Genomic DNA, 13,396 nt, shown 5'->3' with positions numbered 1-13,396 from the left:
GAAAAGAAGAACCACAAATGTTCCGACCTGCACAAAGTAAGGAAGAGACACTCAAAAGCCAAAAAGTATTAAAAGTCTTTGGAAGGGGGTCCGTGGGAGAACCTTTCTTCAGAAAGGTTTCCCCCGAGAAGCACGGCACTCAGTGGAAAAGAGCGCGTGAGGATGTTGGAGGTGTTTGTATGAATTGTCCTAAGTGTGGAAAGAAGGTCTCTTCAGAGGATTACAACTGCATTTACTGCGGTGTGCAGCTCAAAAGCGTTGTTCCGAAGGAGAAGAAGGGGCTTTTTGGCAGGAAGGGCAAAGATAAGACAAAAGAAAAGGCTTCCGTGAAGCGGCACGAGGACAAGCGTCCCGAGCCGCCGAAGGATAAAGCTCCCGTTCCCGTCAAGGTCAGCCGAAAGGACGAGGGCGCGGGGGAAGCTGGTATAAAGAGCGGCGCAGACAAGTTCAGGATCGTCAAGATCGGCGTTATCGCGGCGCTCGGCATCGCTGTGATAGTGCTGGTGCTGATACTCATCCACTCTGTCATGAGCAAGAAGGGCGAGCGTTATTCCGAGGTCGCTTCGGAGTACATCGGCAGGAGCGTGGGCGAGCTGAATCAGGACGGCGACCTGTTCTATGCGGACAATTCGGCTTACTACGGCGTGAACAGCACCATGAAATACGACCTCATCGGCGAGAGCACCGAGAGCGTGAAAGTGCAGGGCATCAAGTACCCCGAGTGGGCTGTTACCCTTGACCTTTCCGACGCGAAGTTCATCACCGATGTGACCTACACGGATTTCTCGGTGGTCAAGCACGATGTCCGCGGCGTGAAAAAATCCTCTCAGGTCAGCCTTGAAAGGTTCACCGACGGCGACAAGCAGAGCTCGGTTCTCCGCGAGATAGACATGAAGCCCTACAGTATCAGCTATTCCCAGAACGGGCTCACCACCTATACCTACAAGTACTACTACAAGCGCGACAATGACGACGAACAGGCTGTCATCCTGCGCGTAGTGTTCACCGAAAAGGGCAAGTACCGCTACTTTACGTCGGAACTTCTGTTCCCTGAGAATATGTAACATTAATTACAATTCTGATACAAAATCAAATGCTTACTTGACATTTAGGCGTTTTACTGGTATTATATAATTTGAGCGCATTCGGGGAACGCTGCGGATTTTGCACGCGGCAGCCGCGTAACTGCGCGATATCTGCCGAGCTTATCGGCACGGAAAGGGAGGTTATCGATTGGATACGGATGTAAAGCTCTGTATGGGCTGTATGAATCCTCTGGATGAATACGGCGTATGCCACTACTGCTCCTATACCGACGACATTCCTCATTTGCAGTCGTACCTTGCGCCGAGAACGGTGCTCAACGACAGATATATTGTCGGAAAAATGCTCTCCTATAACGGTGAGGGTGCTTCATATATATGCTACGATACCGTGGCTAAGTCGAAAGCGGTGCTGAGGGAATATATGCCCGATACGCTCTGCGAACGCGAGATGAAGAGCAAGAATATCGTGATTAATCCCGACTGTCTTGCAAAATACAAGACATATATGTCGGAGTTTCAGGATATGAACCGTACCCTGACAAGGATGCGCAGCCTCAAAAGCATCTGCACGGCTAAGGATATGTTCTCGGAGAACAATACCTGCTATGTCATCCTTGAATACGTTGAGGGAGTTTCACTCAAGAAATTTTTACAGTCGAACAGGGGTTATCTCCAGTGGAATCAGGTGAAAAAGCTGTTCATGCCGCTTTTCACCACCCTCAGCATCATCCATAATGCGGGTATCATCCACAGAGGTCTCAGCCCCGAGAATATCATCGTGACCGCTACGGGCGAGCTGAAGATAACGGGCTTCTCCATAAGCTCGATAAGGACGGCTGGCACCGCGCTCTCGAATGAGTTCTATTCTGGTTATACCGCTCCCGAGCAGTATTCCTCAAAGGAATGGCAGGGAACATGGACCGATGTTTATTCTATAGCGGCAGTCATCTACCGCATACTCACGGGCTACGTTCCGCCCGATGCGAACAACCGCATAAACAATGATACGCTCATCCCTGCCGTAAGGCTAAATACCCATATCCCGAGACACGTCTCGAACGTGCTGATGAACGCGATGGCGGTGGACAGCAGAGACAGGATACAGAGCATCAACGACCTGGTGAGCGAGCTGTTTGAGAACGTTCCCGAACCGTCACCTCACGTTAAGGGCGCTACTCAGACCATACCCGTCGTGAAACCTCAGCAGAACCCGCCTCAGGACGAGTACTACGGCGAACCTTACCCCGAACAGTACGCGAAGAAAAAGAGCAACGCCGCACTTACGGTCATGGGCTTTATTCTTCTGGCACTTCTGCTTATCGTGGGTATATTCATGCTTTACGAGGTGTTCCAGCCGCCCGAGGACGACGGCGGAGATTCGGTCATCGTGACCAACGATACCGACGATGAGAGCGAGATACTCATCCAGAACCCCAACCCTGTGACGCTCCCCCCCGATGAGAGCGCGGAAGTCTCGCCCTACGGTACAGGCGCTATCATGCCTAACCTTGTGGGTCAAAGACTCGATACTGTTGAGCGTGAGCTCGGTACGAGCTTCACCATCAGGACAAAGACCTACTACTCGGATACCGACGAAAAGGGTATCATCAGCGAACAGAGCATCCCCGCAGGCGTCGATTACGACCCTGCCGCTATGAACAAGCTGACACTCAGAGTTTGTCTCGGACCTGCAAACGTTCAGGTGCCCGAATACAAGGGCATGACAAAGAAACAGTACCTCGATATACTCAGCGAGATGAGCATCATCTACGTTACCGAGGATGTCGAGTCTGAGGAGATACCCGAGGGCTACGTCGTTGGTACGGGTCTTGAGCCGGGTTACTACATCAGCGTTCAGAACGGTGATGTGCTGACCGTTTATATCTCGAAGGGCCTGCCCGAGGACAGCTCCGCACCCGATGACAGTTCGGACAGCGAATCGACTTGGTCGGATGATACTTCGTCCGAATACTACTACGATTACACCGATACCGAAGCGGCGACATACTAAAGTTTATAAAAAGCACGGATAGCATCCGTGCTTTTTTGTCGTTTAGTAAAATAACTGTTAAGACACTTGACATGGGGGGTGAGATGTGGTAAAATAACTACATGAGCGTTAAGTTACATAACGTGCATCTACGTCGGGTTAAACGTTTAAGATATCGGCGCTGATACACCAAGGAAGTTGGAGGAAGAGATATGGCAAAGAAGATCGGAGTGCTTACAAGCGGAGGCGACGCTCCAGGAATGAACGCCGCTGTAAGAGCAGTAACTCGTGCAGCACTCAGCAAGGGCATGGAAGTCGTAGGTATCCAGAGAGGCTATGTTGGTCTGCTCAATAAAGAGATCATTGATATGGATGCAAGAGCTGTATCGGGCATTATCCAGAGAGGCGGTACCTGCCTTTACACTGCAAGATGTCCCGAATTCCGCAATATGGAAGGCGTGCTCAAGGGCAAGGCTGTATGCGAGGAGATCGGAATTGATGGTCTCGTAGTTATCGGCGGCGACGGCTCGTTCAGAGGCGCAGGCGACCTTTCCAGCGTTGGTATCCCCTGCGTTGGTATCCCCGGAACTATCGACAACGATATCCAGTGCACCGAATACACCATCGGTTACGATACCGCTATGAATACCTGCATCGAGATGATCGATAAGCTCAGAGATACTACTCAGTCTCATGACCGCTGCTCGGTCGTTGAGGTAATGGGCAGAAAGGCAGGCTACATCGCTGTCAACGTTGCTATCGCAGTTGGCGCTGAGGCTTGCATCACCCTCGAAAGAGAGTACGATCTTGACGCTATCGCTGCTAAGATGATTAAGACCGCTAACTCCAAGGGCGGCAAGCATCACTTCATCATCGTTGTTGCTGAGGGCGTAGGTCAGACCGACGTTATCGCAAGAACTCTTCAGGAAATGACAGGTATCGAGTCCAGAGTGACCGTTCTCGGCCACGTTCAGAGAGGCGGCTCGCCTACTGTCAGAGACAGAGTACTTGCTACCGAGATGGGTTATCACGCTGTTGAACTGCTTGAGCAGGGCATCGGCAACCGCATCGTTGGTCTCAAGGATGGTCAGGTCTATGACGTTGACCTTCAGGAAGGCCTTGCTATGAAGAAGGAATTCCTCAACAGAAGATACGAGATCTTTAACGATACCGCTTACTGATATCGTCTGAGATATGGCAGCCCGGAAAGACGGGCGATCATTACAGAGTAGAGTGCTGCGCGTAAAGTGCCTGACGGACGGGGAGTTGCCGTCGGGACGAAAAGGACGTTCGCCCTTGCGGTGCAGTATTCGCATCCCGCTGAATGCTGAATTCAAAAGCTCTTTACGTGAGAACCTTTGATTATGCACGAGGCATTGTGTAAAAAGGAGGTTTACACATGAAGAGCTTTTTTTCTATGTTCGTAAAGTCGGCAAGAGAGCTGACAAAGGTGAGGACACTCACGGTAACGGGTATTTTCATCGCTGTTTCGATGGTCATCGAGATGTTCACCATCGAGCTGCCATTCGCGAAGCTGAACTTCGCGTTTCTGGCGATAGCGGTGATAGGTATGCTGTTCGGACCGACGGTGGGCTTCATGGCAGGACTTGTCTGCGATGTTGTCGGGTTCATCGCACACCCGACGGGTACATTCCTGCCCGTGTACACGCTGGTCGCAGGGCTTCAGGGGCTTATCTACGGTCTCTGCCTGTACTACAAGAACGACGAGCATCGTATCCTTATCGACGGCACGGATATCACCCTGTTCGTGAGAGCGGTCATAGCGAGACTTCTTGACGTTCTCGTCATCAACCTGTTCATGAACACTTTCCTGAATCTTCACTACGGTTTCATCCATGCCGATTCACTCACCGCCGCACTGACCGCCCGCATCGCAAAGAATTTAATCGAGCTCGGAGCCGACATCCCGCTCCTGTTCGTCATTCTTCCCGTATCCCTCATGGCCTACAAGCGCACTTTCGGCAAAACTGCGGGTGTCTGAGGTTTTTGGTAGAGAGTGCGGGTCTTGCCTGTGGGAAACCTGCCTTTGCTTCGTACGGCTCGAAGAAAGGTCCTCCCCCAAGACCCTCTTCCAAAGACTTTTGATATGTTGTTAGTTTGATATGGAGGGGTAGATAGACTCTCGCTATTTTAAGAGAACACGTAAAATCGTATATAACTCCCAAAAGAAAAAGGCTGCTGTCCGTTTTGTCGGACAACAGCCTTTTTCTTTTGCTTTGGTCAGGACTGCTGAGCTGCGGCTTCGAGCGCTCTTGCGAGCTGATCGGGACATGATGTTCCTCTGCCGTTGCAGTCAGTGTTCTTGAGCAGTTCCACGATCTCGTCAACAGGTCTGCCTGCCGCGAGCTTCGCCACGCCCTTTGTGTTTCCGCTGCATCCGCCGATGAACTCAACGTTCTTCACGATGCCGTCCTCGATCTCGAAATTGATCTGCTTCGAGCAGACACCATGCGGCGTATAGCTGAACTTTGCCATTCTTTTTCACTCCTTATCCTATGTCGGTAAGTTCGCCGCCGTGTTTCTTGGCTTTATGTTTGTTGGCAGCGATCATATCGAGCAGTCGGTGCATATTTTCGTCGTCGGTAAATCGGCTTCCGATGTAGGTCGGCACAGCGTTGTACAGCCCGTGGAAATCCGAGCCGCCCGTCGCGATAAGGTCATGCTCCCTGCACCTGTCCATCAGAGCCTTCTGCTGCTCGGCGTTCGCGGAATAGTGGAACACCTCGATGCCGTCCAGCTTGCCCTTTTCGATAAGCTCGTCGAGCAGATCAAGGTTGCCGTTTCCGTAGCCGCGCATGAAGGGGTGAGCCATAACAGCCACGCCCTTTGACGAATGTATAAGATCGAGCACGAAGTTCACGTCGGGATACTCTCTCGTCACGAGGCAGCTGCCATTCGGGTAGCCGAAAAGCTCGTCGTTGACCTCGCCGTAAAGCTCAGTCGCGTAGCCGTAGTTCACGAGTGCTCTCATTATGTGCTGTTTGAAAATACTCTTCGAGCCTTTTGTGTAGACTCTGACAGCGTCCTGCGGTATGGGGTAGCGCTCCATGATCTTGTTTATCATGTCCTTTGCGCACTCTGTCCTGATGGAGCAGGATTTCAGGCACAGACCCTCAAGCCTGTCCGGCTTCTGCGGAGCGTAGCAGAGTATGTGTACCTTGCCTCCGCGCTTCTTGTCCCATGCCGATAGCTCGACCGAGGGGATAATATTCATTCCGTAGCGTTCGCCGAGTATCTGGGCACGGTTGGACGAGGACAGTGTGTCATGGTCTGTAATGGCTAAATAGTCAAGATTCATTCGTTTTGCCTGTAAAATGACCTCTTCGATTCCGAGAGAACCATCTGAAAGGGTCGTATGGCAGTGCAGATCGCCTATCATAAAGCGCACCTCCGAGATCCTAATGCCTGTATTTTGTCATATGACAAAATTTCTGCATTCTATTATACCATATTTTTTTACAAATTGCAAGGGGAATTGTTACATTTGTACATCTTGCTGTAATTTGCATATTGATATTGTGAAACTGCAACAATTATTCCTACAAATTTGCTGTGAAATGGCTCACAGACGCTGGTCAGGGAAGAATTTTTTCACGAACCAGACATCTCCGACGGTAAAGTTTTTCCCGTTCAGATACCCCAGCGAACCTGCGTCGGTGGTGAATCCAAAGGTCAGGCTGTGGGAGCACAGCGCCTGTGTCTTAATATTGTATGTGCGGTTGACGCGGTTTATTCCATACTTGCCGTCGCCGAGGAGCGGACAGCCGATGTGTGCCATGTGAGCGCGTATCTGATGGGTGCGACCCGTGATGAGGTCAACTTCCACCAGTGCGAGCCCGTTGTTCCTGTCCTCTGCGAGCACGCGGTATTTTGTCACCATAGTCTTGTAGCCGTCGAGCTTTTTTGCGCTGACGGTCACGGTCTTTGTCCGCTCGTCCTTGAAGCAGTAATCACGCAAAGTGTCCTCTTTTTTGGATGGAATTCCAACGGTGATGCAGAGATATTTTTTGGACAGTTCTCTGTCCTTTATCTTCTGGTTCATGACGCGGAGCGCTTCGGCGGTCTTCGCGCAGATGACGATGCCCTGCGTGTTGCGGTCGATGCGGTTGCAGAGGGCGGGCGTGAAGGAAAGCTCGGCGGCGGGGTCGAATTCGCCCTTGCCGTTGAGATATTTCAGCACGCGGTTTATGAGCGTGTCGGGCGTGCCGCTCTCGTCCTCGTGTACGACCAGTCCCACGGGCTTGTCGAGCAGCAGGATGTTCTCGTCCTCGTACACTATCTCAAGCCTGTCGCCAGCCGCCGCGAAACTCATGGGCGAGTCGGCTTTCGCAAAGAACTCATCGTTTATGTACATGGTGATGACGTCGCCCTCGCAGAGTTTCTGAGCGATGTCCAGCCGTTTTCCGTTGCATTTTATGCTTTTCTTGCGGATGTATTTGTACATCGCGCTTTTCGGGAGTGCGGGGCAGGCTTTTTGCAGGAACTTGTCCGCACGCTGACCCGCGTCGTTTTTACCAACAGTAAATTCTCTCATGCTTTCTCCAGACGGGTAACTACCCTGTTGTTATCTTCAAGGTGATATTCTGCACCGCAGTAGGGGCAGACCTTGACCTTCTCCGCGTCGAAGCTGCCGCCGCATTCGTGACAGCTGACCGCCTTGAACGAAAATGTGAGCTCGGTGGGTCTGCGGATGTTTTTCATCGCGTCCATGCGGAACTTGTCGGACGATTTTGTTATCCTGCCCTCCGAAGAGTGCAGGCAGTCCATGTAAAGGAAGGTCGAGACCGTGCAGATGCCGTTCACGACCGCCGAATTTGTCCGCTCCGCGCAGACCTTTACCCAGCCCCGCGCCGTCAAAGCCGTTCTTTGCGATGTCGATGAGGGTCAGCAGAACTACCCCACGGCACGAAGGCACCATCCCTTTTATCAGCTCAGTCTTTTTCCTGCTGTAGTCACGCATGAAAAAGTAGCTGGTGACCCTCGGGTAGAGGTCGCTCATCAGAAAGCTCGTTCCGCAGTGTACACAGCCGTTTTTCGGAAGCTGCACCATCTCGAAAAGCACCACCTTGTCCCTGTCCGAAAACAGCAGGCTGCCGTCCTTCGAGTACGGCGATGTGCTCTCGTAGCGGTCGTAGACGGTGTAATTCATGAACAGGCTGTCCTGTCGGCCAGCTTCTTTTCGGCAGTTATCCCGAGCGCCGCGAGCCTCTTCATTTGCAGCATCAGATAATGCCGCGTGTCCTGACTCGCGTCATTCGGAAAAGCCCCCGTAGAATAACAGCTGCACAGCTGCCCCGCAAAATTCTGATAAATCCTGCCGAGGGGCAGTTTCTGTTCTTCGCTCATATCCTTTCACTTCCTTTGAAATCGGGCGTGAGCAGCAGTTCCGCACGGTTGTATATGTTCACGTCGGGCAGGGAACTGTCGAAGTCGATGCTTTGCAGACGTATGTTACCGAGCCTGCGCTGTATCGAGCTGTACAGTCCGCGTCCGCAGACGTGGTTCGGCATACACCCGAAGGGCTGCAGGCAGGCACAGCGGCCGACTCCCATCTCGGCGAGTCCGCATATCTCCGCACCGATGAGCCAGCCGTCACCTGTGGGACAGATGCAGGGGATGTGCCGCTCGGCGAGACACTTGAACTCGGGGAACGGCTCGAAACTGCTGAATCCGCGGCTTCGTATCGCACTGACCATCCGCTTTTGCAGCAGCGTAAAATAGCCGCCTGCTATCCTGTAGCCCGTCCGCATGACCGCGCCGAGTTCTGTCTCGGCGGTGAGGTGGCTGTCGATGTAGTACAGGCAGTACCAGGAAAAGCCGTTAATGACCACCTCGGCGCCGCGCCGCTCGTAGAATCCGCGCAGGTCGCGGTTGCCGATGGCGCAGTACTTCATGTACAGCTCCCCCACGAATCCGACCCGTGTGCGTTTTTCACGTCGGCGCTCGATGGCGGCGAAGCTGTCGGCTATCTCGCCAAAGCGGCGGCACATGGTCACGGGGTCGAGCCCCTCGCCGCGGAATATCTCGCGTCTGAAGCGTTTTATCCAGCGGTCATAGAGCGCGTCTGCCGAGCCTTTTTCGACCTCGTAGGGTCTGACCTGACTGCGCAGTATCATGAGGATGTCGCTGTAGAATACCGCCGCCGTGCATTTGAACAGGAACGACGGTGAGAGGCGGAACCGTGCGCCTTCTTCCATATCGAGGAAGTTGAGGGAGAGCACGGGTATGTCAAAGCCTTCATTTTTCAGGGCGCGGCGGATGAGAGGGATGTAGTTTGAGCCGCGGCAGGCGTCCCCTGCCTGAGCGGTAAGGAAGGCGCAGTTTTCGACGTCTATCTTTCCGCTTCGGAGCGCCTTTATCAGCTGACCCGTCATGATAGCGCAGGGAGCGCAGATGTCGTTATGGACGCGTCTGAGCCCTGTGTTAAGAGCGTCGCGGGTGTTGTAGAGTATCAGTACCCTGACGGAGGGCGAAGCGAAGGCGCACTTTAACAGCCCGAAAGTATCATCGAGCATAGCAGGAATAAGAATAGTGAACCGTTTCAAAACAACACCTCCAATAAACACAACAACCGTCCCGTCCATGCCGGGGAATCAAACTTTAGGAGGGGGTCTGGGGGAGACCCTTTTTAAAGGGGACCCCAGCTGCCGGAGGCACGTAGGGAATTCAGCAATATCGCGTAAAGCGCACAAGTAAAGACCAACATAAAAACGGCAAACCCCCAATTTCCCCGAAGGGAAAAATATACCCAAACCTTACTTATTAGTCAGCATCTTTTTCAGATAATGCCCAGTGTAAGACTCAGCACATTCGGCAACTTCCTCGGGCGTACCCGTGCAGATGACAGTACCGCCGCCGCTTCCGCCCTCGGGTCCGAGGTCGATGATGTGGTCGGCAGACTTTATCACGTCGAGATTGTGCTCGATGACAAGCACCGTGTTGCCCGTGTCAGCGAGCTTTTGCAGTACCTCGATGAGCTTGTGTACGTCCGCGGAATGAAGTCCCGTGGTCGGCTCGTCGAGGATGTAGAAGGTGCGTCCCGTAGCACGCTTCGACAGCTCGGTCGCGAGCTTCACGCGCTGTGCCTCGCCGCCCGAAAGGGTCGTCGCAGGCTGACCGATCTTTACGTAGCCCAGACCCACTTCCACAAGCGTGTCCATGCGGCGCTTTATCTTCGGGATGTTCTCGAAGAACTTCGCCCCCTCTTCGACGGTCATTTCGAGCACGTCGTAGATGTTCTTGCCCTTGTAGCGGACTTCAAGGGTCTCGCGGTTGTAGCGCTTGCCGCGGCAGACCTCGCAGGGGACATAAACGTCGGGCAGGAAGTGCATCTCGATCTTGAGGATTCCGTCGCCCTCGCAGGCTTCACAGCGTCCGCCCTTGACGTTGAAGGAGAAACGCCCCGCCCCGTAGCCGTGCGCCTTCGCATCGGACGTGGAGGCGAACAGCTCGCGGATGTCTGCGAATACGCCCGTGTAGGTCGCGGGGTTCGAGCGCGGCGTCCTGCCGATGGGCGACTGGTCGATGTGTATCACCTTGTCGAGATGTTCGATCCCTTCGATGCGGTCGAACTTGCCTGCGCGTGTGCGTGCGCGGTTCAGCTGGGCACTCAGGTGTTTCGAGATTATCTCGTTCACCAGCGAACTTTTTCCCGAACCCGAAACGCCCGTCACACAGGTGAACACCCCGAGCGGTATCTCTACGTCGATGTTCTTCAGGTTGTTCTCGCAAGCCCCGAACACCCGCAGATACTCGCCGTTTCCTTCGCGGCGCTTCTCGGGGACGGGTATCTTCAGCGCACCCGACAGGTAGCGCCCCGTCCACGAACGCTCGCACTTCATTATCTCGTCCACCGTTCCCGTGCAGACTATCTCACCGCCGTGAACGCCTGCTCCGGGGCCTACGTCCACGATGAAGTCCGAAGCGCGCATGGTGTCCTCGTCGTGCTCGACCACGATGAGCGTGTTGCCGAGGTCGCGCAGACGTTTGAGGGTCGCTATCAGCTTGTCATTGTCGCGCTGGTGCAGACCTATCGACGGCTCGTCGAGGATGTAGAGCACGCCCATCAGCGACGAACCTATCTGGGTCGCAAGGCGGATGCGCTGGCTCTCGCCGCCCGACAGCGTTCCGCTCGACCTCGCAAGAGTGAGGTATTCAAGCCCCACACTGTTGAGGAATCCGAGCCTTTCGCGTATCTCCTTGATTATCCTCGCGCCGATGATGCTGTCGCGCTTCGAGAGTTTCAGCCCGTCGAAGAAAGCCAGCGCGTCGGTGACCGAAAGCTCGGTCAGCTCATAGATGTTCAGACCGCCCACCGTGACCGAAAGGCTCTCACGGTTGAGCCTGCGGCCCTTGCAGTCGGGGCAGGGGTGCTCGCTCATGTATGCCTCTATCTCGGACTTGGTGGAGTCGGTGGCGTTCTCTCGGTTGTAGCGGCGTTCGAGGTTGTTGATGACGCCCTCGAACGAGGTGTTGTACAGGTCGCCGAACCAGCCCACGCCCCTCCGGAGCTCCAGCTTCTCCGAGCCCGTTCCGTAAAGGAAGATGTCCAGCTGTTCCTTCGTGAGTTTCTTCACGGGAACGTCCAGCGAGATGCCGTACTTTTCACTGATGGCGTTGAAGTAGCTCATCGCAACGCTGTCCTCACCGAGACTGTTCCAGCCGTTCGCCTTGATAGCGCCCTCACGTATCGAGAGGTTCTTGTCGGGGATGATGATCTCGGGATCGACCTTCTTGAACACGCCGAGACCCGTGCAGGTCGGGCAGGCTCCGAAGGGGTTGTTGAACGAGAACATCCTCGGCTGTAATTCGGGCAGGGAGATGCCGTGTTCGGGGCAGGCGTAGCTGGTGGAGAACACCATCTTCTCGCCCCCCTGCACGTCGATGACCACCATGCCCTCGGTCAGCGAGGTGATGAGCTCTATCGAGTCGGTGAGTCTGCTCTTGATGCCCTCTTTGATGATGAGTCTGTCCACAACTATCTCGATGAGGTGCTTCTTGTTCTTGTCCAGTTTGATGTCGTCGGTGAGCTCATAGTCCTCGCCGTCGATGCGGACGCGCACGAAGCCCTGCTTGCGTGCGTTTTCAAGCTCGCGCTTGTGTTCGCCCTTGCGGCCCTTTACGATAGGCGCGAGGAGCAGTATCTTGGTGCGCTCGGGAAGCTCCATGATGCTGTCAACTATCTGATCGACGCTCTGCTGGTTTATCTCACGTCCGCAGACGGGGCAGTGAGGCACGCCGATGCGTGCGTACAGCAAACGCAGGTAGTCGTATATCTCCGTGACGGTCCCGACGGTCGAGCGCGGGTTTTTCGAGGTGGTCTTCTGGTCGATGGAGATAGCGGGGGAGAGCCCCTCGATGGAGTCAACGTCGGGCTTTTCCATCTGCCCGAGGAACTGCCTTGCGTAGCTCGAAAGCGACTCCATGTATCTTCTCTGACCGTCGGCGAATATCGTGTCGAACGCCAGCGAAGACTTGCCCGACCCCGAAAGTCCCGTCATTACGATGAGCTTGTCACGGGGTATCTCAACGTCCACATTTTTCAGGTTGTGTTCCCTTGCTCCGCGAATGATTATCTTGTTGCTTTGCATTTTCTACTTCCTTTTTTATCATATCAGAAAAAGCCGATAAACGTATAATCCTTTTTGAAATTTTCATCGAGTGTGCTGTAAATCGACTCGGGTGCCATTCGTCCAATCTTGTATCCGTTGTCGATCAGCGCGACGTTTACATCGTCATCGCCGTAAACATATTCCGTGAAATAATAAACCGACGGCGAGCAGTTTATCCTGCGCTCGATCATCTTGTCCATGAACTTTGCGTAATCGCCTTCGATGTCCTTGCTGTCGGTGGTCATTATCATGACAAAGTCTATCTGACCCGATTCGAGATACCCGTCCAGCGAAGTATCTGCGTCAAGGTCGTTGACAAAGCTCTTGTCAATGACCACCTTTATATTCTCATCATCATAGACTTCCTGCGCGAGGGAGCGTATCTCCGACACCGTGTCGTCCTCGTACAGCTTGTTGATATAGTCGCTGCCGAAAGTCTTTCCGTCGGCGCTGTATATCTCGATCACCTTGTCGGGAAGGTCGTCACACTTCACGTTTATATCCAGCTTCTCTGAACGCGAACCGAACACGTTTCCCGACGGTTTGACATGGTCGTCTATGTAGGTGAGATCGATGTCATATCTTTTTTCGATAGCTTTTATGCCTGCCTTGCGGTATCTGCTGCTGTTGTAATAGTCGCCCGTAAGTCTGCACCCCGACAGTATCAGCGCCGCAGGCAGTACGGCAGCGCCCACGAGGAGCGCCATCATTTTCTTTCCGTGCTTCAT

12 protein-coding genes and 1 riboswitch are annotated in these 13,396 nt (G+C 53.7%); of the genes, 4 read left to right on the top strand and 8 right to left on the bottom strand.

Going from position 1 to position 13,396, the window contains the following annotated elements; genetic code table 11:
• Nucleotides 1-179: 179 nt before the first annotated feature.
• The 4 genes from BT142_RS06815 to BT142_RS06800 all read left to right on the top strand — a co-directional run bounded on the left by BT142_RS06815 (nt 180) and on the right by BT142_RS06800 (nt 5,038).
• Nucleotides 180-1,064, top strand: coding sequence for a zinc ribbon domain-containing protein (locus BT142_RS06815; RefSeq protein ID WP_072417455.1), 885 nt, complete (start codon nt 180-182; stop codon nt 1,062-1,064).
• Between the two features lie 169 nt (nt 1,065-1,233).
• Nucleotides 1,234-3,057, top strand: coding sequence for a protein kinase domain-containing protein (locus tag BT142_RS06810; RefSeq protein ID WP_072417454.1), 1,824 nt, complete (start codon nt 1,234-1,236; stop codon nt 3,055-3,057).
• Between the two features lie 191 nt (nt 3,058-3,248).
• Nucleotides 3,249-4,217, top strand: a complete 969-nt coding sequence (pfkA, locus tag BT142_RS06805; protein WP_072417453.1) for a 6-phosphofructokinase — start codon at nt 3,249-3,251, stop codon at nt 4,215-4,217.
• A gap of 41 nt (nt 4,218-4,258) precedes the next feature.
• Nucleotides 4,259-4,361, top strand: a riboswitch (THF riboswitch).
• Nucleotides 4,362-4,435: 74 nt separating this feature from the next.
• Nucleotides 4,436-5,038 carry a folate family ECF transporter S component gene (locus BT142_RS06800; protein ID WP_072417452.1) on the top strand — a complete coding sequence of 201 codons (603 nt, stop codon included), beginning with the start codon at nt 4,436-4,438 and terminating at the stop codon, nt 5,036-5,038.
• Nucleotides 5,039-5,277: 239 nt separating this feature from the next.
• On the opposite strand, the gene BT142_RS06795 is transcribed toward BT142_RS06800, so the two are convergent.
• From BT142_RS06795 to BT142_RS06760, 8 genes are all read right to left on the bottom strand, one after another.
• Entirely contained in the window at nt 5,278-5,532 is a 255-nt protein-coding gene (locus BT142_RS06795; RefSeq protein ID WP_072417451.1) for a TIGR03905 family TSCPD domain-containing protein, read from the bottom strand.
• 13 nt (nt 5,533-5,545) lie between these two features.
• Entirely contained in the window at nt 5,546-6,436 is an 891-nt protein-coding gene (locus tag BT142_RS06790; protein ID WP_072417450.1) for a PHP domain-containing protein, read from the bottom strand.
• A gap of 183 nt (nt 6,437-6,619) precedes the next feature.
• The gene (locus BT142_RS06785; RefSeq protein WP_072417449.1) at nt 6,620-7,591 is read right to left on the bottom strand and encodes an RluA family pseudouridine synthase; all 972 of its coding nucleotides are present in this window, start codon (nt 7,589-7,591) and stop codon (nt 6,620-6,622) included.
• Between the two features lie 36 nt (nt 7,592-7,627).
• Nucleotides 7,628-8,206 (bottom strand): hypothetical protein, encoded by a 579-nt coding sequence (locus tag BT142_RS18650; RefSeq protein ID WP_139182189.1) that lies wholly within the window; start codon nt 8,204-8,206, stop codon nt 7,628-7,630.
• Nucleotides 8,203-8,403: a hypothetical protein gene (locus tag BT142_RS06775; RefSeq protein WP_072417447.1), complete on the bottom strand. Its 201-nt coding sequence runs from the start codon at nt 8,401-8,403 to the stop codon at nt 8,203-8,205. The genes BT142_RS18650 and BT142_RS06775 overlap by 4 nt, the downstream gene beginning before the upstream one ends.
• Entirely contained in the window at nt 8,400-9,602 is a 1,203-nt protein-coding gene (locus BT142_RS06770) for a 2-hydroxyacyl-CoA dehydratase (RefSeq protein ID WP_175444901.1), read from the bottom strand. Before BT142_RS06770 ends, BT142_RS06775 begins: the two co-directional genes overlap by 4 nt.
• A gap of 210 nt (nt 9,603-9,812) precedes the next feature.
• A complete protein-coding gene (gene uvrA / locus BT142_RS06765) occupies nt 9,813-12,647 on the bottom strand; it encodes an excinuclease ABC subunit UvrA (RefSeq protein ID WP_072417445.1) in 2,835 nt (944 codons plus the stop codon).
• Nucleotides 12,648-12,670: 23 nt separating this feature from the next.
• Nucleotides 12,671-13,396, bottom strand: coding sequence for a hypothetical protein (locus tag BT142_RS06760; protein WP_072417444.1), 726 nt, complete (start codon nt 13,394-13,396; stop codon nt 12,671-12,673).

Origin of the sequence: Ruminococcus sp. YE71 (genome assembly GCF_900119155.1) — a bacterium.
Classification (GTDB): Bacteria; Bacillota; Clostridia; order Oscillospirales; family Ruminococcaceae; genus YE71.
This window is presented reverse-complemented; position numbering and strand designations above follow the sequence as displayed.

Excerpts from the sequence above, each read along its gene's own strand:
- BT142_RS06815 (WP_072417455.1), top strand. The coding sequence starts at position 180 with ATGAATTGTCCTAAGTGTGGAAAGAAGGTCTCTTCAGAGGATTACAAC.
- pfkA (WP_072417453.1), top strand. The coding sequence starts at position 3,249 with ATGGCAAAGAAGATCGGAGTGCTTACAAGCGGAGGCGACGCTCCAGGA.
- BT142_RS06800 (WP_072417452.1), top strand. The coding sequence starts at position 4,436 with ATGAAGAGCTTTTTTTCTATGTTCGTAAAGTCGGCAAGAGAGCTGACA.
- BT142_RS06795 (WP_072417451.1), bottom strand. The coding sequence starts at position 5,532 with ATGGCAAAGTTCAGCTATACGCCGCATGGTGTCTGCTCGAAGCAGATC.
- BT142_RS06790 (WP_072417450.1), bottom strand. The coding sequence starts at position 6,436 with ATGATAGGCGATCTGCACTGCCATACGACCCTTTCAGATGGTTCTCTC.
- BT142_RS06785 (WP_072417449.1), bottom strand. The coding sequence starts at position 7,591 with ATGAGAGAATTTACTGTTGGTAAAAACGACGCGGGTCAGCGTGCGGAC.
- BT142_RS18650 (WP_139182189.1), bottom strand. The coding sequence starts at position 8,206 with ATGAATTACACCGTCTACGACCGCTACGAGAGCACATCGCCGTACTCG.
- BT142_RS06775 (WP_072417447.1), bottom strand. The coding sequence starts at position 8,403 with ATGAGCGAAGAACAGAAACTGCCCCTCGGCAGGATTTATCAGAATTTT.
- uvrA (WP_072417445.1), bottom strand. The coding sequence starts at position 12,647 with ATGCAAAGCAACAAGATAATCATTCGCGGAGCAAGGGAACACAACCTG.
- BT142_RS06760 (WP_072417444.1), bottom strand. The coding sequence starts at position 13,396 with ATGAAGCACGGAAAGAAAATGATGGCGCTCCTCGTGGGCGCTGCCGTA.